The sequence below is a fragment of the Saccharospirillum alexandrii genome, from assembly GCF_004000275.1.
Taxonomy (GTDB): domain Bacteria; phylum Pseudomonadota; class Gammaproteobacteria; order Pseudomonadales; family Natronospirillaceae; genus Saccharospirillum; species Saccharospirillum alexandrii.
Window position 1 is genome coordinate 98,719 of record NZ_RCIP01000002.1, and the last position, 26,219, is coordinate 124,937.

At 54.3% G+C, this 26,219-nt stretch carries 24 protein-coding genes and 1 pseudogene; 9 read left to right on the forward strand and 16 right to left on the reverse strand.

Annotation, left to right across the window (positions count from 1 at the left end; all coding sequences use genetic code 11):
- The first annotated feature begins 335 nt into the window (after nucleotides 1–335).
- From EP166_RS08310 to minE, 4 genes are all read left to right on the forward strand, one after another.
- A complete protein-coding gene (locus EP166_RS08310) occupies nucleotides 336–1,853 on the forward strand; it encodes an XRE family transcriptional regulator (RefSeq protein WP_164743870.1) in 1,518 nt (505 codons plus the stop codon).
- Nucleotides 1,854–2,534: a septum site-determining protein MinC gene (gene minC, locus EP166_RS08315; protein ID WP_127556373.1), complete on the forward strand. Its 681-nt coding sequence runs from the start codon at nucleotides 1,854–1,856 to the stop codon at nucleotides 2,532–2,534.
- A gap of 332 nt (nucleotides 2,535–2,866) precedes the next feature.
- Nucleotides 2,867–3,676 carry a septum site-determining protein MinD gene (gene minD / locus EP166_RS08320; RefSeq protein ID WP_127556374.1) on the forward strand — a complete coding sequence of 270 codons (810 nt, stop codon included), beginning with the start codon at nucleotides 2,867–2,869 and terminating at the stop codon, nucleotides 3,674–3,676.
- A 1-nt stretch (nucleotide 3,677) separates the two neighbouring features.
- Nucleotides 3,678–3,932 carry a cell division topological specificity factor MinE gene (minE, locus tag EP166_RS08325; RefSeq protein ID WP_127556375.1) on the forward strand — a complete coding sequence of 85 codons (255 nt, stop codon included), beginning with the start codon at nucleotides 3,678–3,680 and terminating at the stop codon, nucleotides 3,930–3,932.
- Nucleotides 3,933–4,177: 245 nt separating this feature from the next.
- Here minE and trxB read toward each other — a convergent pair whose 3' ends face one another.
- The 8 genes and pseudogenes from trxB to EP166_RS21455 form a co-directional block, all read right to left on the reverse strand.
- Complete coding sequence (trxB, locus tag EP166_RS08330) at nucleotides 4,178–5,137, reverse strand: thioredoxin-disulfide reductase (protein WP_127556376.1); 960 nt, start codon at nucleotides 5,135–5,137, stop codon at nucleotides 4,178–4,180.
- A 178-nt stretch (nucleotides 5,138–5,315) separates the two neighbouring features.
- Nucleotides 5,316–6,140: a regulatory signaling modulator protein AmpE gene (gene ampE, locus EP166_RS08335; RefSeq protein ID WP_127556377.1), complete on the reverse strand. Its 825-nt coding sequence runs from the start codon at nucleotides 6,138–6,140 to the stop codon at nucleotides 5,316–5,318.
- 93 nt (nucleotides 6,141–6,233) lie between these two features.
- Nucleotides 6,234–7,124, reverse strand: a complete 891-nt coding sequence (locus EP166_RS08340; protein WP_127556378.1) for an ABC transporter ATP-binding protein — start codon at nucleotides 7,122–7,124, stop codon at nucleotides 6,234–6,236.
- On the reverse strand, nucleotides 7,121–7,966 hold the full coding sequence (locus EP166_RS08345; protein ID WP_127556379.1) for a hypothetical protein: 846 nt from the start codon (nucleotides 7,964–7,966) through the stop codon (nucleotides 7,121–7,123). Before EP166_RS08345 ends, EP166_RS08340 begins: the two co-directional genes overlap by 4 nt.
- 1 nt (nucleotide 7,967) lies before the next feature.
- Entirely contained in the window at nucleotides 7,968–8,771 is an 804-nt protein-coding gene (locus EP166_RS08350) for an ABC transporter permease subunit (RefSeq protein WP_127556380.1), read from the reverse strand.
- Nucleotides 8,772–8,869: 98 nt separating this feature from the next.
- Entirely contained in the window at nucleotides 8,870–9,049 is a 180-nt protein-coding gene (locus EP166_RS08355; RefSeq protein ID WP_127556381.1) for a type IV pilin protein, read from the reverse strand.
- An 89-nt stretch (nucleotides 9,050–9,138) separates the two neighbouring features.
- The gene (locus EP166_RS08360) at nucleotides 9,139–9,594 is read right to left on the reverse strand and encodes a hypothetical protein (RefSeq protein WP_127556382.1); all 456 of its coding nucleotides are present in this window, start codon (nucleotides 9,592–9,594) and stop codon (nucleotides 9,139–9,141) included.
- A gap of 105 nt (nucleotides 9,595–9,699) precedes the next feature.
- Nucleotides 9,700–9,793 (reverse strand): annotated as a pseudogene (locus EP166_RS21455) (pilin); the annotation flags it as partial.
- A gap of 606 nt (nucleotides 9,794–10,399) precedes the next feature.
- On the opposite strand from EP166_RS21455, the gene pilB reads away from it, so the two are divergent.
- Genes pilB through EP166_RS08390 form a run of 5 tightly spaced genes read left to right on the forward strand, consistent with a single transcriptional unit; the run spans nucleotide 10,400 to nucleotide 15,033 of the window.
- Nucleotides 10,400–12,097: a type IV-A pilus assembly ATPase PilB gene (pilB, locus tag EP166_RS08370; RefSeq protein ID WP_127556384.1), complete on the forward strand. Its 1,698-nt coding sequence runs from the start codon at nucleotides 10,400–10,402 to the stop codon at nucleotides 12,095–12,097.
- A 12-nt stretch (nucleotides 12,098–12,109) separates the two neighbouring features.
- Nucleotides 12,110–13,330 (forward strand): type II secretion system F family protein, encoded by a 1,221-nt coding sequence (locus EP166_RS08375; protein ID WP_127556385.1) that lies wholly within the window; start codon nucleotides 12,110–12,112, stop codon nucleotides 13,328–13,330.
- Nucleotides 13,330–14,193, forward strand: coding sequence for a prepilin peptidase (locus EP166_RS08380; protein WP_127556386.1), 864 nt, complete (start codon nucleotides 13,330–13,332; stop codon nucleotides 14,191–14,193). The genes EP166_RS08375 and EP166_RS08380 overlap by 1 nt, the downstream gene beginning before the upstream one ends.
- Nucleotides 14,190–14,783, forward strand: a complete 594-nt coding sequence (coaE, locus tag EP166_RS08385; protein ID WP_127556387.1) for a dephospho-CoA kinase — start codon at nucleotides 14,190–14,192, stop codon at nucleotides 14,781–14,783. The genes EP166_RS08380 and coaE overlap by 4 nt, the downstream gene beginning before the upstream one ends.
- Before the next feature lie 28 nt (nucleotides 14,784–14,811).
- A complete protein-coding gene (locus EP166_RS08390) occupies nucleotides 14,812–15,033 on the forward strand; it encodes a DNA gyrase inhibitor YacG (protein ID WP_127556388.1) in 222 nt (73 codons plus the stop codon).
- A 145-nt stretch (nucleotides 15,034–15,178) separates the two neighbouring features.
- Here the strand turns inward: EP166_RS08390 and EP166_RS08395 are convergent, their stop codons facing one another.
- From EP166_RS08395 to ftsA, 8 genes are all read right to left on the reverse strand, one after another.
- Nucleotides 15,179–16,645, reverse strand: coding sequence for an MFS transporter (locus EP166_RS08395; protein ID WP_127556389.1), 1,467 nt, complete (start codon nucleotides 16,643–16,645; stop codon nucleotides 15,179–15,181).
- A 276-nt stretch (nucleotides 16,646–16,921) separates the two neighbouring features.
- On the reverse strand, nucleotides 16,922–17,332 hold the full coding sequence (mutT, locus tag EP166_RS08400) for an 8-oxo-dGTP diphosphatase MutT (protein WP_246026252.1): 411 nt from the start codon (nucleotides 17,330–17,332) through the stop codon (nucleotides 16,922–16,924).
- A 14-nt stretch (nucleotides 17,333–17,346) separates the two neighbouring features.
- The gene (gene argJ, locus EP166_RS08405) at nucleotides 17,347–18,567 is read right to left on the reverse strand and encodes a bifunctional glutamate N-acetyltransferase/amino-acid acetyltransferase ArgJ (RefSeq protein WP_127556390.1); all 1,221 of its coding nucleotides are present in this window, start codon (nucleotides 18,565–18,567) and stop codon (nucleotides 17,347–17,349) included.
- A gap of 10 nt (nucleotides 18,568–18,577) precedes the next feature.
- A complete protein-coding gene (gene secA / locus EP166_RS08410) occupies nucleotides 18,578–21,322 on the reverse strand; it encodes a preprotein translocase subunit SecA (RefSeq protein ID WP_127556391.1) in 2,745 nt (914 codons plus the stop codon).
- A 170-nt stretch (nucleotides 21,323–21,492) separates the two neighbouring features.
- On the reverse strand, nucleotides 21,493–22,419 hold the full coding sequence (locus EP166_RS08415) for a M23 family metallopeptidase (protein ID WP_127556392.1): 927 nt from the start codon (nucleotides 22,417–22,419) through the stop codon (nucleotides 21,493–21,495).
- Nucleotides 22,420–22,559: 140 nt separating this feature from the next.
- Nucleotides 22,560–23,477 (reverse strand): UDP-3-O-acyl-N-acetylglucosamine deacetylase, encoded by a 918-nt coding sequence (gene lpxC / locus EP166_RS08420; protein ID WP_127556393.1) that lies wholly within the window; start codon nucleotides 23,475–23,477, stop codon nucleotides 22,560–22,562.
- A 118-nt stretch (nucleotides 23,478–23,595) separates the two neighbouring features.
- Nucleotides 23,596–24,759 carry a cell division protein FtsZ gene (gene ftsZ / locus EP166_RS08425; RefSeq protein ID WP_127557857.1) on the reverse strand — a complete coding sequence of 388 codons (1,164 nt, stop codon included), beginning with the start codon at nucleotides 24,757–24,759 and terminating at the stop codon, nucleotides 23,596–23,598.
- Nucleotides 24,760–24,960: 201 nt separating this feature from the next.
- Nucleotides 24,961–26,211, reverse strand: a complete 1,251-nt coding sequence (ftsA, locus tag EP166_RS08430; protein WP_127556394.1) for a cell division protein FtsA — start codon at nucleotides 26,209–26,211, stop codon at nucleotides 24,961–24,963.
- Nucleotides 26,212–26,219: the final 8 nt, after the last annotated feature.

Sequence of the window (26,219 nt, forward strand, 5' to 3'; positions counted from 1 at the left end):
CTGAACTGGACGCCGTTTATCCTTCGGTGACCAGTGGCAAGCCAGCACTCGTCTTGAGCACCGGAACTGCAGACTGTGAAGTCTATCAAACTACCCCTATAAAAACAGCCGATCTGTCAATTTTTCCAACACTCAGCCAACAAATTCCTACCTCCCCTCACTACTCCGGGACTGGGCCACTTGAAAGACGGCGGGTAATTGACGATCTGTACGGCCCGCTCAGGGGGCGGCTCATCAGGCATCACCGGGCAACTCCCATGAACCCGCATTGTTTTGCACCGGCCACCTCTTTAGAATGCGCAAGCTATTTCGCTCATCGCGAACTTGGAAGGGTTATGCAAATCAACAGTGAGAGCCTGAGATTCATTCTCGGCATCAAAGTCAAACAACACCGCCAGGCGGCCGGGTTATCGCTCAAACAACTGGGCGAGCGAACCTCACTGTCCATTTCCTATCTGAGTGAAATCGAGAAGGGCAAAAAGTACCCCAAACCGGAAAAGATCATTCAACTGGCCCAGGGGCTGGGGGTTTCCTTTGACGAACTGGTATCGCTGCAGCTGGATGACGAGCTGAACCCGGTTTCCGCCCTGCTGAACTCTCCCTTGTTCAACGACTTCCCGCTGAAACAGTTTGGCATTGGCCTCTCGGATGTGTTCGATCTGGTGACCGATTCGCCCAGCAAGGCAGGCGCCTTCGTTCGTACACTGCTCGAAATTGGCCGGGGCTACGACATGCAGGTCGAGCATTTCCTGCTGGCATCGCTGCGCTCTTATCAGAAGATGCATCTGAACTACTTTGAAGAAATCGAAGGCCAGGCTGAGGCTTTTCGAACGCAATTCGCGTCAGCCGAGCCGCTGATCAGCCTTGCCTGGCTGGAGTCGCTGCTGCTGGAACAGTACCAGTGCCGGGTGATTTACGACGATTTTTCCGCCACACCTGAACTGCAAACCCTGCGCTCGCTCTGCGTCTCACCCGGCAAACTGGTGGTCAATTCCCGGTTAATGCCGCAACAGCAAAAGTTCGTGCTCGCCAAGGAGATTGGCTACCGCTTTCTCGACCTGGAGGAGCGGGCGCTGACGTCCTCCTGGATCAAGGTAGAGTCCTTTGAACAGGTGCATAACAACTTCAGAGCATCCTACTTTGCCGGCGCCTTGCTGATTCCCGAAATGGCACTGCTGACCGACCTGAAAGCCTGGCTGGCCAACAAAACCTTTGATGGCGATGCACTCAGCCGGATGATGGACCAATACGATGCAACCCCCGAAATGTTCGTATATCGCATGTCACAACTGATGCCCCACCACCTCGGCCTGCACAAAATGCACTACATGCGCCTGCACAACAAAGCCGGCGTCGACAGGTTCCACATTGCCAAGGAACTGAACACTACCACCGTCTTCACACCCCGCGGCATCGGCCCGAGCGAACACCACTGTCGGCGCTGGGTCGCCATCGGCCTGCTCAACGAAGTGGGCGAACGCCAGGCAGCCGGAGAAGACCCGAAACTGGCTGTTTCCGCCCAACGCAGCCATTTCATTGCCCAAAACCAGACCTTTTTCAACATCGCCGTTGTGCGCCCGTTATCGCTAGGGCAAAACAGCAACACCGGTATGGCGCTTGGGTTCTTGATGGACGAGCGATTCAATGACACCGTAGCCTTCGGTGAAGACCCGACCGTCCCACAGATGGACGTTCACGAAACCTGCGAGCGCTGCCCGCTGACCGATTGCGCCAGCCGCGTCGCCGAGCCAACCCTTCACATCAGCCAACAACAGCAACTCGACCGGGAGCAAGCCTTGCAGACCTATCTGGATCACCACCAAGCTCAATCAACGCTGCAGGATTCGCACTAAATGACCGACACCAAGCCCATGACTGTGCGCGCACGCATGTTGCCCATTCAACGCCTGATCATCGACGACCTTGACCCATCAGGCTTTGCGCAAAGACTGACTGAAAAGCTGGAACAGGCACCTGCCCTCTTCAACCGGGCACCGGTAGCCCTCGATGTGGGCGCCGTGCTCGCCGAACTGACTGATAGTACCCTGCAACAGATGTTGGATTTCGCCCGCGAACAGCGCCTGGTCGTGTTCGCCCTGGCTGGCCCAAAAGACGCCCTTACCCCCTGGTGCGAACGATTCAACCTGGCCTGGGTTGACGATAAAGACCGGGCAACCCGGGCAAGCAAAGCCGAAGCGGCCGCTACAGGACTGGAAACCCAGGTTATTCGCCAGCCTGTTCGCTCAGGCCAGCAAATATATGCCCGTGGCGCTCACCTACTGATCATGAACCAGGTCAGTTCCGGTGCCGAAGTCATCGCCGATGGCAGTATTCACGTTTACGGCGCGCTGCGCGGTCGTGCGATGGCTGGCGTGCAAGGCGATACGTTGGCTGAAATTGTCTGCCAGAACCTTGATGCCGACTTGTTGGCGATCGCTGGTAATTATCAGGTTCGGGATGATTTGAATGCGGAGTCAAGCCGACCGACTCGGGTCAGATTGGAAAACGAGCAGTTGGTGATTGAGCAGTTTTAATTAAGCAAGGTGGCGCCAAACAAAGTGCGAGGTGGTGGGTATGCCTGTCCGGGGAAGTCTGAGGCATGGATGCCGAAGCCTAGGCCCCAAGGACGGGTTTACGCCGGCCCCGGACAGGCATACCCACCACTCCAAGCGAGCTCACGCCACAAAAGTTAATTCAACCTCACTTGCACGCGACAACAAGCCTCTGCGACACTGGCAGACAGTCAAATTCAGAACTGTATCACTGAGATAGATTGGCCGGTGTCGGTAAAAAAGCGGATAATCCGTCCAATGCTGTTTTAGCCAACTCTTAATTGTAAACGTTAACGTCAAAAGGAAGCGTCATCTTGGCAAAGATCGTTGTCATCACCTCCGGCAAGGGCGGCGTTGGTAAAACCACCTCCAGTGCTGCCATCAGTATGGGCCTGGCGCTGCGTGGCCACAAAACCGTTGTTATCGACTTTGACATCGGCCTACGCAACCTGGACATCATCATGAACTGCGAACGCCGCGTTGTGTTCGATTTCGTCAACGTCATTCAGCAGGAAGCCAGCCTCAACCAGGCCCTGATCAAAGACAAGCGTTGCGATAACCTCTATATATTGCCCGCCTCCCAGACCCGCGATAAAGACGCCCTGACCAAAGAGGGCGTAAAAAAGGTACTGGACGACCTGGCCGAGCAATTTGACTACATTGTCTGTGACTCCCCGGCCGGTATCGAGCAAGGCGCACAAATGGCGCTGTACTACGCCGATGAAGCCATCGTCGTCACCAACCCCGAAGTCTCTTCAGTGCGGGATTCAGACCGCATTCTGGGCATACTGCAAAGCAAGAGCTTCCGGGCCGAGAACAATCAGCCACCCGTTCGCGAACACCTGCTGATCACCCGCTTCGACCCCGAACGGGTCGCCCGGGGCGATATGCTCGATGTACCCGATATCGAAGAGATTCTGGCCATCCCACTGCTCGGCATCATCCCCGAAAGCCAGGCCGTCCTGAATGCCTCGAACAAAGGCATGCCAGTGGTTCTGGATGAAAAAAGCGACGCCGGCCAGGCTTATCTGGACACCGTGGCCCGGTTCCTTGGCGAAGAAAAACCGCACCGGTTCCTGGAAGCCCAGCGTAAAGGCTTCCTGAAACGCGTCTTTGGAGGCTGAGATGTCAATTTTTGACTTGTTCAGAGACAACAGCAAAACGCCCAAGTCAGCGCATGTAGCCAAAGAGCGGTTAAAGGTCATCGTCGCCCACGAACGCCACCAGCGAAACGCGCCCGACTACCTGCCCGCCCTACAGCGCGACATCATGGATGTTATCCGGAAATACGTCGACATCGGCCCGGAACAGCTCCAGGTCGATATTAATGAAGAAGGGAATTACTCAATACTGGAAGTGAACGTTAACTTGCCCAAGTAAGGCGCATGATCAGTTGATGCATCTTAGGACGCAAAAACGAGTGTCAGGTGCCGGGTGTACCGTACCTATTCGGGGAAGTCTGAAGCATGGATGCTTCAGTCTAGGCCCCATGGACGGGTTTACGCCGACCCCGAATAGGTACACGCGGTACCCCGACACGGACCAATGGCTAGATACCGGATTTAAACTCCGGAACCTGAGCTTTTAAAGGTTTGCTCAAACGAGCAAACCTTTAGGTATTCGTCTTAGCCTGCATGCTTCAAATTATCGAGATATTTCTCAGCATCCAACGCCGCCATACAGCCGGTACCAGCTGAGGTAATCGCCTGACGATACACATGGTCCATCACATCGCCAGAAGCAAACACGCCCGGCACACTGGTAGCAGTCGCATTGCCTTCAAGACCTGATTTCACCTTGATGTACCCACCGGCCATATCCAGCTGACCTTCAAAAATCTGGGTATTTGGCGTATGGCCAATCGCCACAAACACGCCATCCAGCTTCAGTTCTTCAGTTTCTTCGTTCTGAGTGCTCTTGATACGAATACCGGTCACACCCATCTCGTCGCCCAGAACCTCATCCAGCGTGCGGTTCCAGTGCAGCACTACCTTGCCTTCCTGCACCTTGTCCATCAACCGGTCGGCCAGAATCTTCTCGGAGCGGAAGCTGTCGCGACGGTGAATCACGTGCACCTTGCTGGCGATGTTCGATAGATACAACGCTTCTTCAACGGCGGTATTACCCCCACCGATCACACTAACTTCCTTGTTGCGATAGAAAAAGCCATCGCAGGTCGCACAGGCTGATACGCCCTTGCCTTTGAACGCTTCTTCGCTTTCCAGTCCCAGGTAGCGGGCGCTGGCGCCGGTGCTGATGATCAGCGCATCACAGGTATAGGTACCCTGGTCACCCACCAGTGTAAATGGCGGCTTGGCCAGATCGGTGGTGTGAATGTGATCGAAGATGATCTCAGTGTTGAACCGCTCGGCGTGGGCCTTCATCTCTTCCATCAACTGCGGGCCTTGCAACTCCGCATGGCCACCGGGCCAGTTTTCAACTTCGGTGGTGGTGGTCAGCTGACCGCCCATCTGCATACCGGTGATAAGCACTGGCTTAAGATTGGCCCGTGCTGCATAAACGGCCGCTGTGTATCCTGCCGGGCCAGAGCCCAGGATGATCAATTCGTGGTGCTGAGTGCTCATAGACTGTTTATCCACTAAAAACGAAGGGTTGATACGATACATTCAAACTGCGCTAAGGATGGTGGTTTCACCCGCCAAATCAACCCCGGCGGCGCTATGGCCGCGATAATAAATGACAATGAAGGAGGTTGATTGGCAGTTTTGCCTACCTGCTGACAGTTAACCGACCGACACAGGGTTAACCAAAAATGGTCGCCAGAGCGATCACTACCATCCACAGCACCTGAGCGCGCTTAACCAGCGACAATACATCTTCTGGCCGCTGGGCATTCGGGTTTTCAGGAAGCGATACCTTCAGGGAGGTCTCTAACAGCGCCCGGTCAACCAATTCAAAATCCCGTATACGCCGCAACCAGATGGCAAAGCTCTGTGAAAAGTCACCCACCAGAGCCAGTGACAGTGTTAGCAGACGAGCCGGAATCCAGTTAATGGCATGATGAACCTGAACCGCCAGAGAGGCAGCCGAACTGGATTCAAAAGGCATTTGCAGCAAGATAGACCGAGCGTACCTGACCAGTACCACCAGCAAGACCCCGGGAGCACTAAAGGCAACAAACCAGAAGAGGGCCACGAAGAATCGCTCAAGCAACTGATAAGCCAGGCTAAGGTTCAGTGCGTCGTCCATCTGCGACGGCCCGCCTTCATACAGCCCTTCCGGTAAATCAAAGGTCTCAACCGCCAGCTCATAGGCCCGCTCGGTATCTCCGTCAATTTGATGCTGCCTGTAAAGCTTGAGTTGATCAGCCTGATCACCCGAACCAAACACCAGTACCAGACTGCCAAACCCGACCAAAAACGTCACCAGCCAATGGTCAAACCAGCCCAGAATGGCCGCCAGTAGCACAACCGGAACAGCAATCACCAGACAGTACGCCCAGACACTGCCACCGAGGCGAGAAAACACCTGATCCAAAGGCTGAGCCAGCATTCCCCGCCCCGGCATCCGGTTTCCCGACAAACTCAGCGACACCAGCCAGGCCAGAATGGCCGCCAGAAAGGTCATTGTTGCGTCTCCGTCCGTAAAGTGGGTTCAGGTTAACACCCGAAAGAGCTTCAGAACAATTTCCTAATTGCTAGACCCCAAAGCTGGCCGGTTTCAACCGTGCTGCTCCAGCATCTTGAAGAAAACGGCTTCGAGCGAAACCAGCGGTTTTACTTCCAGCAACTGACCCTGCTGACCATTCAAGCGGCCCAGCCACTCTGGAAGATTCTGTTGGGATACCTGCACCTCATACTCACCCGGGCGCACTGCCTGACCTTCGGTGATGGCATCACTCTGGTAACGCACTAGAAACTCCTTCGCGTGCTCAGCCATCAGGTCCCGTGGCGATTGAGTAGTAAGCAAACGCCCCTGGTTGATAAAACCAAAGCGGTCAGCAATCCGCTCTACGTCGTGAAGTACGTGAGACGTAAAGAAGATAGCCCCACCCTGCTGCTTGTACTCTTGCAGGATATCAACCACATCCTTGCGCCCTACCGGGTCCAGACCCGACAAGGGCTCATCCAGCACCAGTAGCTTAGGCTCAACCACCATGGCATGTGCCAGCGCAACCCGTTGCACATTTCCCTTGGAGAGCTGGCGAATCTTGCGTTTGGCGTTGCCAGCCACAGAAAACCGTTCAAGCCAATACATACACCATTCAAGTTCATCAGCTCGTTTGATGCCATACATGCGAAGAGCGGTTTTGAGGATATCAAGCGGTGTGAACTGCTCATATAAGGCAGCTGCTTCCGGCAAGTAGGCCACCTGCTGGCGACTGCTGGCCTCGCGAGCTGACTGGCCAAACAGTCGCACCTCACCCTCGTAATCACTAATAATGTCCAACAAGATTTTGATGGTTGTCGATTTACCTGCACCGTTAGGGCCTACAAAACCGAATACTTCGCCTTCCTCAATAGAAAATGAGACCGAGTCCAGTGCCTGAAGTGTTTGACGGCGCTTTGTGTAGGATTTGGAAACAGAGGAAAACTCGAGGATAGACGTCATTGCGGGCGCTCCACTCCTTGAATACGTAGCCGGCGCAGTTTGAACTGCCCGTCGACAAACTCATAGCCAATGCCCAGAGGATCATCCGGAAAAGCCCCTAAGTAGCCTTTGTCAATAAGTGCTTGAGGCGAATTCAATGACTCGCCCAACTCCTCTTCATAATTTTTTTGCGCTTCGCGGAGTCGAATCAAGCCCTCCAATCGCACTACTCTGTCCTGAAGGGATTCAGCGAGGGCTTTATCAGATACCTGCTTTTGCTGATCCTTGAGGTAGGCCAATGCCATTGCTTCGTCATCGAGCTCCTCGGCAGCAATCATAATGGAAAAACGACGAATTGCTTGAGCATTTTCTTCATAGCGCTCTGCAGCCAGGTCAAGCCCACGCTGAGCTTCTACAACATTGCGATTAAAAAAATACTGGTTGAACCCATACAGGAACGAAGGAAGAAAATCCCAGTGTCGACACTGGGCTGCCGACCACAAAATGTTATTAGCTTCCTGATCTGCACCAGCCCACGCCAAAATGGCGTTTGCCAGATAGTAATTATCTTCATGACATGGATTCAATCGCGTCGCAGCCTGGTGCGCTCTAAGCAGATACTTTCCATCAATCGTATCGGTAAGAGGGTTAACTTCCATTCCGGTTGCGGCCAACCTAATCACTTCAAAATTCGCAGCCAGATATCGATCACCAAATGCCAGTACAACCTGCAAAGGTGCTGAAACCACAATACGATCCTGAGTTGCAACCAACTCGCGATTTGGCTGAGAACTCGTCGCCACCAGCAAAACATACATGCTCATGGCGATACCAAAAACCAGCTTTAAAGTCACCACCTTCATATTAAGCGACGGACCTGCTGTTAAACAGTAAAGTCGCCAAACTCAACACCGCCACTGAGAATACCAACGACGTTACAGATATATTCAATAGCCCAGAAGATAGAAAACTCCAGTCGTTGTACAGAGCCACTTGCCTGATATCCAATGCACCCAGATCAGGAATAATAGAAGTCACCCAGCCCAAACCGCTCCTGTATTGCTCAGGGTCGTCAACGACTAAATTGTCGCCACTCAGCAATTGGAGAACAGTGCTATAAGAGCGACCCACTATGGTTAACCCGATTGTACCAACCAACACGAAACCTGGAGACTGAGCAACAACAGCTAGCAGCGTGGCGATGGTCGAAATAGCGAGGATATCAATCGCACCAAAAGCAACCACCACCCAGTATTTCCCATCCAATGAAACGGGAGTGGCCTGTGAATAGCCCAGAGAAATAAAATATACAATTATTAGGAGTAAGAGTGCAGCAGAAAAATAGAATGCAAGCACAGTCAGTAGCCCGGCCAGCCAACGATTAATAAAAAATTTGATACGGTCATGTGGATAAGCAAGGGATTGCAGAAAACTCTTTCTTTCTGACTCTTTTACTATAAGTTCCTGACAGAAGAGCGCAAAAAGTATTGGAATCATGATCTTGATAGCAGACAACCCAACATCCAATGAAACCGTTGCCGGCTGACGCCCACTAAACTGAGCTGAAAGTACAGTAATGAGTGCAATACTGACTAGCAAAGCCAGTAAAACTCTAACAAATTTAGCCTTGTACAATACCAACAGACTTAGCAAGAGATGAGGTGACATAATAATTATGCCTAGCTATCGAATTAAGGGGTTTACCACTTTACCCTAATCTAACTGAAAGGTCACTTGAGAAGGGGTATTTCAGAAAGTTACAGGTGCTATTTTTGTGCAGCCACCATGACAGAAATAGCATTTTTAGCATCAGCATGTGCTGTACTATCCCTTGCGGAAGCCTTGTATTCGTTGAAAAGTGGGACAGCAATAACTGCCAGCGCCCCAATAATGCCAACTACCAGCATAATCTCTAAGAGCGTAAAACCTCCCGATTGCTTGATCATAGTGTGTTCCAAGCATATTAGACAAAGCGAGAATTATAGAGATATCTGTTTGGGTGATGAATCATCCATCACCCAAACAACTCAGACCATTAATCAAAAATTTCCAGTGCAGTCAAAGTTGAATCTGAACACGCACCACCTAGCTCTTGCTGCGTGACGGACCCACCTTGACTTGTTGCCACAAAGCCACGAAAGTCTGTAATATCAAACGAGTCATCAGTGCTTCCACAACTTGAACCGTTATACTCATCGTCAGATGTATCATCTGTAGTGTCAGCGCCTGCCGTCAGTACACAATCAACCGTTGTTGTTTGGCGGCTACCTGCAGCATGGCAGGTTCCAATACGAATTGCGTTGGTAGCAAGATCGCACTGAAACGCACCAGATACGTTTGAAGACAGATTGACAGTCACGGTACCCGCCAAAAGCGAACAATCAGTCGTAGTGACCGGCCCGCCACTTGAAGGTAGAGCCGTACCAGCGGCCAATACAGTACCGGCAAAAGCCGAACCCACTATCACGGATGCTAACATTAATTTTTTCATTAGTTTTTCTCCTAGCAGATTAAAGCTGGTTAGCGGTCATTACACTGATGGCATTACGAGCATCTGCCTGAGCAGTAGAGTCGTTTGCCTTAGCACGGTATTCGTTGAACTGAGGAATTGCCACAGCCGCCAGGATGCCGATGATCGCTACAACGATCATCAGTTCGATCAGAGTAAAACCTTTTTGAGTTTTCTTCATCTTGCACTCTCCACAGGGTTAGCAGAACACTTAACTGGACTGGCACCTGCCAAGACCAACGTGCCTTAATGTATTGTAAGCAGAAAGTATGCCAGCACAACCAAAGACCCTTAAAATGGCGGTAACCGTGACTTGCGTCTCACTTGAGCCTAAAAACCCAAACTCCAAAGTAGCTACTTCACAGCTTTGGGGTGACGTATCTGGTCAGTTTCGTGCCCCTTATGGGCAGAAGCCCGTGGCTAATGAATAACCCGATGGCTTTTGAGTTAATTCATAGCTCACAAACCGGGCTAGCACAGTGCTTTCGCTGCTTGCCACTCTAGGACAAATTGACTAAGTTACTGAAATAGCTCTATAAATGCCGGTAACCAAAGCGTCTCAGCGCGGGGGATTGCAAACAATAGCGATATCCGGGATCAATTCGTCAGAGCGCATATCGACTGCAAGTTTCGTTTTGAGCATCCATTAGCCCCTTTATAGGGCGAGACGATTCTGGTCTGAGTGAGTTATAGTGGAACGTAGAGGGTGAAACAGACTCACCTCACCCATGCGGGTAAAAGTCACCTATATTCGTCTGCCCGACGGGCAAGTACAGGAACTGACAATATGGCAACATCCCTCGGAGGCCTGGCCAAACGGTTGGTCCGGGACGATTTGATCAACGAAGACGAGGCGCTGACAGCGACTCAGAACTCCGAAAAGGAGAAGAAAAGCCTCGTCGCTTACCTGGTTGAAACAGATCTGGTCAGCGCCCAGCAACTGGCCAATGTCGCCTCTGAAGAGTTCGGCACCCCCATTTTCGACCTGACAGCTTTCGATCTGGAAGCCCTGCCACGGGATTTGATCGCCAACAACTTGCTGCAAGCTCACCATGTCATTCCACTGATTAAGCGTGGGAATCGCCTATTTATTGGCGTCTCGGATCCAACCAACCTGATCGCTATAGATGAAATCAAGTTTCACACCGGCCTCAGTGTCGAAGCCGTCCTGGTTGAAGAAGACAAGCTGAATCAGGCTCTGGAAGCCTTGCTGGATGACTCTTCAGACGCCTTTGGTGACTTGGGCGACGATGAAGGCCTCGATGATCTAGACGTTGTAGACACCAAGAAAGATGACGACGCCAATGTGGCGGACGGTGCCGACGATGCGCCCGTAGTCCGGTTCATTAACCAGATGCTGCTGTCAGCCATCAAGAAAGGCGCGTCAGACTTGCACTTCGAGCCGTACGAAAAATCTTACAGAGTTCGATTCCGGGTCGATGGCGTACTGCAGAACATTGCCAAGCCGCCTATCGGCCTGGGCCCTAAGTTGTCGGCCCGCTTGAAGATCATGTCAAACCTCGACATTTCCGAGCGTCGCATACCCCAGGATGGTCGGATTAAGCTGAAAATCTCCAAAACCAAGTCCATCGACTTTCGGGTAAACACCTTACCGACTTTGTTTGGTGAGAAAATCGTACTCCGTATTCTAGATTCCGCCGCCGCCAAAATGGGCATTGACGCCCTCGGCTATGAGGACGATCAAAAAGATTTGTACATGACGGCCTTATCGAAGCCGCAGGGCATGATTCTGGTAACCGGGCCGACCGGGTCAGGTAAAACAGTATCTCTCTACACCGGCCTGAACATCCTGAACCAGGAAGGCACCAACATCTCTACTGCAGAAGACCCGGTAGAGATCAACCTCGATGGCATCAACCAGGTCAACGTAAACAACAAGGTCGGTCTCGACTTCGCAGCCGCCCTACGCTCCTTCCTCCGTCAGGATCCTGACATTATCATGGTTGGTGAGATTCGAGACCTGGAAACGGCATCGATTGCGATCAAAGCCGCTCAGACCGGCCACATGGTGCTATCTACGCTGCACACCAACAGTGCGGCGGAAACTCTGACCCGAATGCTGAACATGGGCGTCCCCTCGTTCAACCTGGCAACCACAGTTAACTTGATCATCGCTCAGCGCCTTGCCCGCCGGCTATGCAGCAACTGCAAGCAACCGGCTGATCTGCCCGTTGATGTGCTCAAGAAAGAAGGGTTTACGGATGAAATGGTCAAAACGTCGACTGTTTATAAACCGGTTGGTTGCGGCAGCTGCAATAAAGGGTATAAAGGGCGAGTGGGGATCTATGAAGTGGTTCGCATCACTCCGGCTATTTCCCGTATTATCATGGAAGAAGGCAATTCGATCGATTTAAGCAAAGCCTTCGCTGAAGAGGGCTTTAACAGTTTACGCAAATCAGGGCTAATTAAGGTTGCCAAGGGCATCACCAGCCTGGAAGAAGTAAACCGCGTTACCACAGACTGAGGACGGCACTGAATGGCCACCAAGGCAAAGAAGATTTCGATGTTCACCTACGAAGGCACCGACCGGAATGGCCGGGTGCAAAAAGGTGAGATATCTGGCACCAATCCGGCGCTGATTAAGGCCGATCTTCGCCGAAAAGGCATTGTTAAGATCAAAAAACTGGCCAAGAAACGCGGCGATATTCAACTGTTTCAGCCCGGCATCAAATCTGCCGACATTGCTCTCTTCACCCGCCAAATGGCAACGATGATGAAAGCCGGGGTCCCACTGATGCGGGCCTTTGAGATCGTTGCGGAAGGCCTGGAAAATAAAAAGATGGCCGAACTGGTCATGCAATTGAAAAATAACGTAGCCGGGGGCGGCTCATTTGGTGCCGCCCTACGAGAGCACCCAAAGTACTTCGACGACCTTTTCTGCTCTTTGGTAGAAGCGGGCGAGCAAGCCGGTGCACTGGAAACCATGCTCGATCGGGTAGCGCTCTACCAGGAAAAAGCAGAAAGTTTACGCAAGAAAGTTAAAAGCGCAATGAAATACCCAGCAACCGTACTTACCATTGCAGCCATTGTAACTATCATTCTTCTCTTAAAGGTTGTGCCGGTTTTTGCGGAAATGTTCTCGGGTTTTGGCGCTGACTTGCCCGTACCTACTCAGGTCGTTATGGACATGTCGACCTGGATTCAGAGTAACGGCATTGTGGCTCTGGGCGTTTTGATTGTTGCGGTATTTCTGTTTCAACAGGGTATGCAACGCTCAAAACCTTTCAAGCACGCGGTACAGCGAATGGTCGTGAAACTGCCCATTTTCGGGCCTATTCTGTACCAGTCTGCTATGGCCCGCTACGCCCGCACCTTGTCGACAACTTTTGCCGCCGGTGTACCGTTGGTCAGTGCACTCGAGTCGGCCGCCGGTGCTTCTGGGAATATCATTTATGAAACGGCCATTCTGAACGTTCGCCGGGATGTGGAAACCGGTACGGAGCTGGCTGTGTCGATGAAGACTCAGGAGACGTTTCCGCCGATGCTGATTCAGATGGTATCGATCGGTGAACAATCTGGCTCATTGGACGACATGCTGGCCAAGGCCGCGGTGATATATGAAGAGGAAGTCGATAACCTTGTTGACGGCCTAACCTCTATGATGGAGCCATTAATTATGTCATTCCTGGGCGTCGTGGTAGGCGGTCTCGTTATTGCCATGTATCTGCCTATGTTCCAGATGGGTAACGTCATCTGATGGCATTTTTCGAACTACTGCAATCCAACACGGTCGCCCTGCTGGCGACCGTTTTCGTATTGGGGCTGCTCGTAGGCAGCTTCCTCAATGTCGTGATCTACCGACTGCCGGTGATGATGCAAAACGCCTGGGTGCGTGAAGCAGCGGAGATGCAGGGTGAACCTGAACCGCAGCAGCCTCGGTTCAACCTGATCAAGCCAGACTCCACCTGCCCTTCCTGCGGCCATCTGATTCGTGCCTGGGAGAATATTCCCGTTGTCAGTTACCTGGCTCTGGGCGGCAAGTGTTCCCAGTGCAAAACCCGTATATCACCACGCTACCCTATCGTTGAGCTGACAGCTGGCCTCCTGTCTCTCGCGGTCGCCTGGCAGTTTGGTGGCACGCTTCAAACAATAGCTTTGTTGGTTTTCTTTTGGGCACTGATCGCGCTGACTATGATTGATGTCGATCACCAGCTACTGCCCGATACCATTACTCTGCCGCTGCTGTGGCTGGGTTTACTGCTGAATATCGGGGAAACCTTCATTCCACTTGAGCAGGCTGTTGTCGGCGCCGTTGCGGGCTACCTCTCTCTGTGGAGCATTTACTGGGCCTTTAAGCTGCTGACGGGTAAGGAAGGCATGGGCTATGGTGATTTCAAGCTGTTTGCCGCCTTCGGCGCCTGGTTCGGCTGGGCCGCGTTGCCGCTGATTATTCTGTTATCTTCCCTGGTCGGGGCGATCGTAGGCATTGCGATGATCGTCATGCTCGGACGTGACCGCCAGATACCCATTCCGTTCGGCCCCTATTTATGCGGTGCGGCGCTGGTCTATGTGTTCTGGGGCAGCGCCATCACCGCCTGGTATCTGGGCAGTTTTGCATGATTATAGGGTTAACCGGGGGCATTGGTTCCGGCAAATCAGCGGCCAGCCGGGTTTTTGAGTCGCTCGGTATTGGCTGTGTGGATGCTGATGTTGTCGCCCGCGATGTGGTCGCAAAAGGCTCGCCGGCACTGAGTGCCATTGCCGAACGGTTCGGTTCAGACATTCTGACCACTAAAGGCCAGCTAAACCGGGCCTCGTTGCGTGAGCGAATCTTCACCTCTAATGAAGACAAAACCTGGCTTGAAGCCCTGCTCCACCCTCTGATTCGCGAGCAAATACTCGCTCAGCTGAAACAGCAACCGCCCCCCTACTCGGTTCTGGTAGCGCCATTATTGTTCGAAAACGGCCTTGAGGCGTTGTGCGACGAAACGGTACTGATAGACGTACCGGAATCCGTTCAACGTCAGCGGGTGACACAACGCGACTCAGTCAATGCAGACCAGGTTCAGCGCATAATTGATAGCCAGATGGGCCGTGCCGACAAACAGGCCAGAGCCACGCATTACATAGAAAACACCGGCACTCTGGCGCAACTGGAAACCGCCATTCTTGCATTGCACCACCACTTTGTGGCAAAAAACGCACAATAACCTGAACTGAATCAAGAGGAATACCGGCATGTCAGCCAAAGCGCCACCGCAGGTGCCCTGCCCTACGTGCAAGAAGCTCATATCCTATTCAAAAGACAATGCCTGGCGGCCCTTCTGCTCGGAACGGTGCAAGCTGATAGATCTGGGCGAGTGGGCGAGTGAAGGACATAAAATTGCCGGTAAACCGGCGTATGACGAAATGATGAGCGAAGACCTGGAGCGCTGGACGTCCAGTGACTCGAAACACTGAAAGACGTAAAACAAGTTATTGACGCAATCGAATAAGAGACGCAGAACATTAAGGGACGCTAAAAAGATCGGTTGAACGGTGGTTCCTCAAACTTTGAACTCGCTTCTATCCTGGTTCCCTTTTCTGAATGTCGACTCGCGCGTATTCAATCAACCTTTTTACCGCCCGGTATTGAGGGAATGAGCCAGGCGGCTATTAACGCTGCGCCCAATGCGCCAACTGCCAACATAACCAGACTGCCCGCATAAGCGAGTTGATAAACGCTGACTACGGAGTCATACCCGCTGGTGTTGGGATCAGGGAAGAGACCAAATTTCCCCTGGTCTGCCTGATTGAATGTTTGAAACAGGACTGCCGCGCAAGCACCCGCGCCGGCAATGGCAAACAACCCAGCCAGCCGACTGGCCGTGTTATTGATGCCCGAGGCGCTTCCGGCACGGGTATCGGGTACCGAATTCATGACCGTTGTCGTCAGCGGCGATACGACGATGGCCATGCCCAATGCCATGATGCACAGTGGCAGCTCCACACCCAGCCAGAAGTTATCGAACTGGAATGCCAGTCCGAAAACCCCTGCTGCCACCACTAGAGAGCCACCCAACAACATCGGGCGCGCGCCTATTCGGTCGCCCAGTTTGCCTGCCTGACTCGACAAAAAGCCAATTATCAGCCCGAACGGCATCATCGCCAGCCCTACCTGAGTGGGCGTCAGACCCCGGTACTCAATCAGGTCAATGGGCACCAGAAAGAGGGTGCCGGACAGCGTCCCGTAAAGCAGCAGAGTCATCAGGTTGGTGCCGGTAAAAGCCCGGCTTCGAAACAATACGGTCGGTGCCAGGGGTTGCTCCACCCGACCTTCATACCAGAAAAAAATCAGCAAACCAGCAAGCCCCAGACAGACCAGCGCAAGGGACAGGACGAGACGCCCTTCCGACTCGGTCAGCCAGGTCAGCCCCAGCGTCAGAGACCCGCAAGCGAGAAAAGCGATGAGCGCTCCTCCCCAGTCGAGTCGACCACTGACGGAGCGGTCGCGGGTTTCAGGCATGAAAGCCAGGGTCAGCAACAGCACCAGTGCGGCTAGTGGCAGGTTGATCCAAAAGGCCGCCCGCCAATTGAACAGATCCATTAAAAAACCGCCGACAGCAGGACCGAGGGCTGTAGTCAGCGCTGAAGCACCGGCCCAGAGCCCAATGGCATGGCCGCGTTCGCCTTCCGGATAACTGGCCGAGATTATAGCCAGGCTTTGGGGAACCAGCAGTGCAGCGCCAATGCCTTTGAGCGCCCGTCCAGCGATCAGCACTTCCGGGCTTGGCGACAGGGCGCAGAGCAGCGATGCCAGCGCAAAAAGCAGGGTACCGGCCAGGAACACACGGCGCCGGCCAAGGCGGTCACCTGCGCCACCGCCGACCATTAACAGGGCCCCCAGCAGCAGGGTATAGGCATTCAGCACCCAGAGCATCTCTGTGAGTGAGGCATCAAGATCGGTGCGAATGACCGGCAGGGCGATGGTGACCACGGAGCCATCAATAAATGCCATCGCCGAGGCCAGGATCGTAGCCGCCAGCACCCAGGTCCGTTGTTGCGGTGAACAGGGTTCGACACGGTCAGTCATAATTCGAAAGACTCGTGTTTTCTATGGTCCACGCCAATGCGACAGCCTGATTTCGCAGGGAAGGCGCGGTTAACGTGAGGTTTCCAACTGAAGGAGTAAACAGGCTGGCGGGCTTGATCATGACTGTCCTCCAGGCACCTGATACCCATTCTTGACAAGGGCTACGTCCATTGTGGTCCGAGCCGCGTCGGATTAGCCCCACCTGGCCAATACGGTTTGGCCCGCGTTGAGCCTAGGGGAATTGTTCAGAGGCTCCTAGATCAGACCCTCCCAATGCTAACGCAATTGCCGGAATCTCGAAATCAATTCTGTATTGGCTTCGGGGAAGGTGTACCCGTCTAGCTCATCGACAGCCACCCATTGAACGAGCTGGCCTTCGCAGCCGCGGGCAACCCCCTCGCTGCTATGGCACACCCAAGTGTCCAGTAGAACAGTTTTGTCACCGTAGTCGAAGGGTAGCTCCATCAGAGGAGACATTTGCTCGGGATCAAGGATCAAGCCGACTTCTTCCTGAAATTCGCGGACCAGTGCCTGGGGTGTGGTTTCACCGGCCTCTACTTTGCCACCGGGAAACTCCCAGAGACCGCCCTGGTGCTGGTGATCCTGGCGCTTGGCGATCAGCACCTGGCCATCTCGTACCACCATACCAACGGCAACATGCACGGTTTTTTTAGGAGTGTTGGCCAATGTCTCGCAACCCTCTAACTGCGGTAGTCTGCATTGATGCTGACGTAATCGTGAGACAAGTCAGTGGTCCAGATCCGATCTGAGACCTCGCCCCGGTTCAGGTGAACCCGAATGGTTATCTCTTCCTGAGCCACGACGGCACTGCCTGCCGCTTCAGTGTAACCGGGGGCGCGCTCGCCATTGCTGACGATTTGAACCTCATCCAGCCAGATATCAACCAGGTCGACGTCGAGCTCTGCCACGCCACTGCGGCCAACCGCAGCCAGAATGCGGCCCCAGTTGGCATCTGAAGCGGTAAGCGCCGTCTTGACCAGAGGGCTATGACCGATGGTGTACGCAACGCTGAGTGCTTCTTCCGTTGTTTTAGCGCCTTCTACGGCAATCTCAACAAACTTGGTCGCCCCTTCGCCATCCCGCACGATGGCCTGCGCCAGCTCCAACATGACTTCCGAGACAGTCTTGAGCAAATGACGGTAAACGTCACTGTCTGCCGAAGTGATAGCCGGAGCTTCAGTCTGGCCGGTGGCAATCAGAATGCAGGCGTCGTTGGTCGAGGTGTCGCCGTCAACGGTAATGCGGTTAAAGCTGCGCTCATTCGCGGCTGTCAGTAATTGCTGCAGGATCTCTGGCGCGACGTTCGCATTAGTGGCAACAAAACCCAGCATGGTGGCCATGTTGGGCTTGATCATGCCCGACCCCTTGGCGATGCCGGTGACGGTGATGGTTTCGTCCTGGTATTCGAACTGGCGCGAGCAGCCTTTGGCACGGGTATCGGTGGTCAGAATGCCATTGGCGGCATCGGACCAGTGGTTAGGGCTCATTGCGGCCACCACATTGGGCAGCGCCTGGGCAATGGCGGGCATTGGCAGGTATTCACCAATAACACCGGTTGAAAACGGCAGCACCTGCTCGGGTTCAATGCGCTTCAGGGCGGCCAGGCGGGCACAGGTTTCATGCGCGTCTTCAAGCCCCTGCTGGCCTGTGCCGGCGTTGGCATTTCCGGTGTTAATGACCAGACAACGGATATCCCCCTGTTTCAGATGCTCACGGGCGACGACAACCGGTGCAGCGCAGAAGGCGTTGGTCGTGAATACTCCGGCCACTGAACTGCCCGGAGCCAGTTGAAACACCACCAGGTCCTGCCGGTTTGGCTTCTTAATACCCGCGCAACCGACACCGATGGAAACGCCGTCGATCGGGATCAACGGGGCTGTATTGGGTTGTCCAACGGCCATCCTTGCACCCTCAGTTCAATTTTCCGTGACAGTGTTTGTACTTCTTGCCGGAACCACAAGGGCAAGGCTCGTTGCGACCCACCTTGGGCCCCTGTCGCGCCGGAGCAGCCTGGGCTGCCGCCGTATCGGGCGTCGAACCCGCGTCGGCTTCCGCCTTGGCGGCGTCTTCCAGCGGCGTTGCCTTGCTGTGTTCGAAATTCATTCGCGCCATAGCCGCTTCGCGCCGTTTGCGCTCTTCTTCGGCAGATTCCTCGGGCGTACGCACTTGAACGTGTGACAGAATGCGAATGGTATCGGCTTTAACCTGCTCGAGCATGGCCTGAAACAGCTCGAACGACTCTCGCTTGTATTCCTGCTTGGGGTTTTTCTGCGCGTAACCGCGCAAATGAATGCCCTGACGCAGGTGATCCATGTTGTAGAGGTGCTCTTTCCAGTGCTGATCCAGCACCTGCAGCATGACCTGCTTCTCGAACTGGCGCAGTGCCTGAGGGCCCGCGACCGATTCTTTCTCTTTGTAGTGAGCAACCGCGGCTTCAAGAATGCGTTCGCGCAGCTTTTCTTCATGCAGATGGTCGTCGGCATCCAGCCATTCCTGAATCGGCAGTTTCACGCCGAACTCTTTCTGCACCGCAGTTTCCAAGCCAGAAATATCCCATTGTTCGGGCAGGCTTTGTGGTGGGATGTACTCGCTGATCTCAGCGTTGACGATATCGCTGCGAACGTTGTCGATCACATCTTCGATGCTGTCGGCGGCCATCAGGTCGTCGCGCTGCTGGTACACCACCTGACGCTGGGAATTGGCCACATCGTCGTATTCCAGCAACTGTTTGCGGATGTCGAAGTTGCGGTTTTCAACCTTGCGCTGTGCCTTTTCGATGGCGTTGCTGACCATCTTGGCTTCAATGGCTTCGCCATCTTTCATGCCCAGCGATTGCATGATGCCTTTCATGCGCTCGGGCATGAAAATACGCATCAGGCTGTCTTCCATCGACAGGAAGAAGCGAGACGACCCCGGATCCCCCTGCCGACCGGCGCGGCCTCGCAGCTGGTTATCGATACGGCGGCTTTCGTGACGTTCGGTACCAATAATGTGCAGACCACCGGCTTCAATCACTGTCTGGTGGCGTTCTTTCCAGTCAGCCTCGGCACGTGCCAGTACATCGGGATCGGCACTGTCGAGATCCAGCACTTCGGTTTCCCAGTTACCGCCCAGCTTGATGTCGGTACCCCGACCCGCCATGTTGGTCGCAATGGTCACCGCGCCGGGTTGGCCAGCCTGTGCAATTACCTGAGCTTCCCGGTCGTGTTGTTTCGCGTTCAGAATGTTGTGCGGCACCTTGGCTTTGGTCAGGGCCTCGGAGATACGCTCCGACGCCTCGACCGAGGCTGTACCCACAAGTACCGGGCGCTTCTTGTCGCGCTCGGCAATGATGTCTTCAATGACCGCATTGAATTTTTCAGGCTCGGTCAGAAAGATCAGGTCGTTAAAGTCAGTACGGGCAATGGGCTTGTTGGTCGGGATCACCACCACGTCGAGGCCATAGATCTGGTTAAGCTCAAACGCTTCGGTATCGGCCGTGCCCGTCATGCCAGACAGCTTGTCGTACAGCCGGAAATAGTTCTGGAAGGTGGTTGATGCCAGCGTCTGGTTCTCTTTCTGAACCTGCAGGCCCTCTTTGGCCTCTACCGCCTGGTGCAGGCCATCGCTCCAGCGGCGCCCGGGCATGGTGCGGCCGGTATGCTCGTCAACAATGACCACCTGGTCGTTTTGCAGAATGTAGTCGACGTTGCGCTGAAACATATAGTGGGCTTTCAGGCCCGCCGTAACGTGGTGAAAGAGCAGAAGATTGTGCGGTGCGTAAAGGGATTCGCCTTCCGGCAGCAAACCCGCATCCTGCAGCAAGGACTCAACCCGGTCATGACCCTGTTCGGTCAGTTCGATAGAGCGATTCTTCTCATCGACCAGGAAATCCCCGTCTACGGCCTCTTCACCCTCGGTCGCTTCTTTGGCCGGTTTCAACGACGGAATCAGCTTATTGACCTGAATATAGCGTTCGCTGGAATCTTCGGCAGCGCCGGAGATGATCAGCGGAGTCCGGGCTTCGTCAATCAGAATGGAATCCACTTCATCCACGATGCCGAAGGCCTGGCCGCGCTGGAACTTGTCTTTCAGGCTGAATGCCATGTTATCGCGCAGGTAGTCGAAGCCGAATTCGTTGTTGGTACCGTAGGTGATATCAGCCTGGTAGGCGGCCCGCTTTTCGTTCGGGTCCTGCTGTGAGACCACAATGCCGACCGTCAGCCCAAGCGATTCATACAAAGGGCGCATCCATTCCGCATCGCGCCGTGCCAGATAGTCGTTCACGGTGATGATGTGAACGCCCTTGGCAGGCAAGGCATTCAGGTAGGCAGCCAGGGTCGCTACGAGGGTTTTACCCTCGCCAGTCTTCATCTCGGCGATCTTGCCGGAGTTGAGCACCATGCCGCCGATCATCTGCACATCGAAATGGCGCAAACCCAGCACGCGACGGCTGGCTTCCCGTACCAGAGCAAAGGCTTCAGGGATTAGGCTGTCGAGCGATTCACCCTTTTCCAGCCGCTCACGAAATACAGCCGTCTGACCTTTGATCTCGTCGTCAGACAGGCGTTCCATGTCGGGTTCCAGGACGTTAATTCGCTGTACCAGGCGGGCCAAACGCTTAATTTCGCGGTCGTTCTTGGAGCCGACCACCTTCTTCATCAGTGTCGTGAACATAGGAGAGTGTCGTTTTTTAGATTCGATTCAAAGACTTAGTGGTGGTCAACTATACTGACTGCAAGTGCTCTTGTCTTTGAAATTGTAAAAATAGTCTGGCGGGGGCTTTTCGAACCATCACCCGAAAAGGTGAGGGGTGTCTACTTGGCCAAAACGCCCCGGACAGGGCGCTAAAACCGAGCTACGCGATCGATGTATTTCGCCGGGTCAACCGACTTATCACGGTGCAGCACTTCAAAATGCACGTGCGGGCCCGTCGAGCGGCCAGTACTGCCCATCAGGGCGACAACATCGCCCTTGCTGATCACATCGCCTACGTTAACCAATATTTCCCGAGCATGAGCATAGCGAGTGACATAGCCATTGCCATGGTTCACTTCGACCAGATTGCCATAGCCATATCGATCACTCGCCCATGTAACCACGCCGGCAGCGACAGCAATGACGTTCGATCCTTCCTTGCCAGCAAAGTCGACCCCGTCGTGCCAGGCGACGTTGCCATTGAAAGGATCATTCCGGTAGCCATAGCGAGAGCTCATCCAGCCGCGCTCAATGGGGCGGCCAGCAACAAAAGTGGAGGATTGTATTTTGCGGTCGCCCAACAGAGAGTCCAGCACAGACAATTGCTGCTCGCGGCTGTCGATCAGACTAGAGAGTTCATTGAGGGCATTCACGAAATCGGGCGGAGAATAGGCATCGCCGACGTTGCTTTCAGGACCACCGACGGCCGGGTCGATGCTGAAATCAAATTCGCCGTCTTCAAGCTTAGCAACGTTAACCAGGCGTTCGCCAAGTGCATCGAGACGGGTAAGACGGGATTGTTGCTGGGCGAGTTTTACGGTTAGGGCGCGGATCTGGTCTTCGGTATAGTTGCGGGTACGCTCAAGCTCTTCTTCCTGGAACGCCATGCGCTCCTGCCAGGCCTGAACCGCCCGGGAATCCATTACCAGAGGCGTATCGTCCTGGTACCAGAGGTGCACCAAATAAGCGCCACTGCCCATAAGGCTGATCGCGATCAACACCAGGAATGCCATTAGCAGTGGCAACGATAACGTTCTGGAACGGCTGTGACGCCGACTGACAAAGATCACGTTCATACTGCGCGATTACCTATCCTGAACAAGCGGCACGAATGACTGGGACGAACGCTTCGTGCGAACCGCCCGGTCACCACTCTGTGCGGCCCTGCCAGTAGCAGGGGCCTCAATTGTGACACCCAAGCGGTACACATGAGTTGTTAGCTTGTTGCAAGCACCGGCGCATAGGCGATGGGCACTGAAGCCGCTTCTTCATTTTCGAAAGTCACGAACTCCCAGGCGTCCTCCTGCTTGAGTAACGCCCGTAACAGCAAGTTGTTCAGCCCATGGCCCGACTTGTAACCGACAAAGCGGCCAATCAGGCTGTGGCCGAGCAAATAAAGGTCGCCTACGGCGTCCAGTACTTTGTGCTTGACAAACTCGTCTTCGTATCGGAGCCCATCTTCGTTCAGAATCTTGTAATCGTCAACGGCGATTGCGTTATTCACGCTGGCGCCCAGTGCCAGATTATTGGCTCTCAGATACTCGAAATCACGCATAAATCCGAAGGTACGGGCCCGGCTGATCTCTTTCACAAAAGCCGTGGTGGAAAAATCCAGCTCGGCTGTTTGCGAACGATCACGGAACACCGGGTGGTCGAAGTCGATGGTGAAGCGCACGGCGAAGCCTTCATACGGCTCAAACCGGGCGATCTTGTCGCCATCTTCAACGATGACCGGCTTATTGATGCGAATAAAGCGCTTGGCCTTGCCCTGCTCTTCGATTCCGGCAGACTGCAGCAGAAAAACGAAGGGACCGGCGCTGCCGTCCATAATCGGCACTTCGGCCGCGCTGACTTCGATGTAGGCATTATCGATGCCCAAGCCAGCGCAGGCCGACAGCAGGTGCTCGACGGTGTCGATGCAGACATCACCCTTTACCAGGGTCGTCGACAAGGTAGTATCGCCCACATTCAGGGCATGGGCAGGAATTTCCACAACCGGATCAAGATCCGTGCGGCAGAAAACGATACCCGTGTCGACGGGCGCAGGTTTCAACGTCAGATACACCTTTTTGCCTGAGTGCAAACCCACGCCGGTAGCACGAATTGCGTTCTTGAGTGTTCTTTGTTTTACCATGCGTTCCGATCCTACTGTTTGGTTCAGCCAGTCGCTACTGGCTCAACGCCGTCAAAATAATAAGGGCAAGCATTCTACCAGAAGCTTGACAGCGAACCTACGCTATTTCTGTACAGATTCAGTCAGCCTGACGACGCAAAAACGCTGGTATATCGAGGTAATCCAGGTCTTTTGCACTGCGCATTGGTTTGCTGTCTTCCGCTGCGGCTTCTGAAGGCTTGGCATTGCGCACTGCAGTTGGGCGATCGAGCTTCTTGTAGTCGACACTGCCATCTGCTTTGCGGGTGTTATCCACCGCCACCTTGGGCTTGGCAGCCATGGCTTCGGCCTGGCCAATGCCAGTCGCTACCACGGTCACACGAATTTCATCACCCAATTCAGGATCAATAACCGTGCCAACTACAACGGTTGCGTCTTCAGAAGCGAATTCTTCAATGGTATCACCCACCTGAGTGAACTCATCCAGCCCCAGGTCGACACCGGCCGAGATGTTGACCAGGATGCCCTTGGCACCATGCAGGTCGACGTCTTCAAGCAGCGGGCTGCGAATCGCCATCTCGGCGGCTCTGACCGCACGGTCTTCTCCGGAGGCAATGCCGCTACCCATCATCGCCATGCCCATCTCAGACATAACGGTGCGGACGTCAGCGAAGTCGAGGTTGATGGTGCCCGGACGGATAATCAGGTCAGCAACACCCTGAACGGCGTTCAGAAGCACGTTATTGGCTTCGGAGAAAGCCTCCAAAAGCGTCACATTCTTACCCAAAACGGTCAGTAATTTCTCGTTGGGGATGGTGATCAGCGAATCCACATGCTCACGCAGCATGTCCAGACCTTCATTGGCAACCTTCATCCGGCGGCGGCCTTCGAACGGGAAAGGCTTGGTCACGACGGCGACGGTCAGAATGCCCAGTTCTTTGGCCACTTCTGCGACGACAGGCGCTGCACCGGTACCGGTACCGCCACCCATGCCCGCGGTGATGAACACCATGTCAGCGCCCTTGAGCACTTCGGCAATGCGCTCACGGTCTTCCAGAGCCGCCTGACGGCCTACTTCCGGGTTGGCACCCGCACCCAAGCCCCGGGTAATGCCATTACCCAGCTGCAGTTGGGTAGTGGCCTCTACGCCACGCAATGCCTGGGCATCGGTGTTGGCGCAAATGAACTCGACGCCATTGATGTGCGACTGCAACATGTGACGCACAGCGTTACCGCCACCACCACCACAGCCAAACACCTTGATCACCGCCGCTTGCGGCTGTTCATCGACGAGTGTGAACATATCGCCGCCGTTTACTTCCGGATCATAATGTTTCATTTTCCTGCTCCTTCCATTGTTTTAAGAATGGATGTTGTTGTTTCAGACCCGAAGGTCTGTGCCCTGAATGTGTGAGGGTCGTCCTGTCTTGGCGGCCACTTACTGCTTGAATGTGACAACCGTCCTTTTTCCGATCCGGCGTACCGGCTCGGTCTTGCAAAATGGTTAAAAATTGTTCGCCATCCAGCTGCGAAACCGGGTCCAGGCGCTCTCTTTCGGAACCTGTGCCTGTTTGCGCGCCCGGGTGGCGGGCTGCTTGCCGCCCTGAAGCTGCTTTAACCCGTACTGCAACAGGCCAACGCCGGTCGCGTGAATCGGGTTGGAGACCACATCCGACAAGCCCGAGACATTTTGCGGATAGGCCAGCCGGACCGGCACATGAAACACCTCTTCGGCCAGTTCCACGGCGCCTTCCATCTTGGCGGTGCCACCGGTCAGTACGACACCGGCCGGAATCATGTCTTCGAATCCGCTGCGGCGCAGTTCGGACTTGATCAGGTTGAACAACTCCTCGTAGCGCGGCTCGACGACTTCAGCCAGAGCCTGGCGGGTCAGTTCGCGCGCACTGCGGTCACCCACACTCGGCACCTTGATGGTTTCATGCGCGCCGGCCAGTTGAGACAGCGCACAGGCGTATTTGATTTTGATCTCTTCGGCATGTTGGGTCGGCGTGGCAAAGGCCATGGCGATGTCGTTGGTCACCTGATCTCCGGCAATCGGGATCACCGCCGTGTGGCGGATCGCGCCTTCCGTGAAGATCGCCATGTCGGTGGTGCCGCCACCAATGTCGACCAGGCAGACGCCCAGCTCCCGTTCATCGTCGGTCAGTACAGCCTGGGCAGAAGCCAGTTGCTCTAGAATGATCTGGTCGACTTCCAGCCCACAGCGACGCACACATTTGTCGATGTTCTGCACGGCATTCTGGGCACCGGTCACCAGATGCACCTTGGCTTCCAGACGCACGCCGCACATCCCCAACGGCTCTTTAATGCCTTCCTGGGAATCGATGATGTACTCCTGCGGCAGGATGTGCAGAATCCGCTGGTCGGCCGGAATAGCGACGGCCTGGGCGGCATCGATCACGCGCTCAAGGTCCGCCTCGATCACCTCTTTTTCCTTGATCGCGACAATACCGTGGCTGTTCAGACTGCTGATGTGACTGCCTGCAATGCCGACATACACAGAATGAATGTCGCAACCAGACATCAACTCAGCTTCCTCAACCGCGCGCTGAATGCTCTGCACGGTGGATTCAATGTTCACCACCACGCCTTTTTTCAAACCGCGCGACGGGTGCGACCCCAGGCCAACGATCTCAATGCCGCCTTCGGCTGTCACCGTACCCACGATGGCGACGACCTTGGATGTACCGATATCCAGTCCGACGATCAATTTTCCCTGAAACGGCGATGTCATCTCTCACC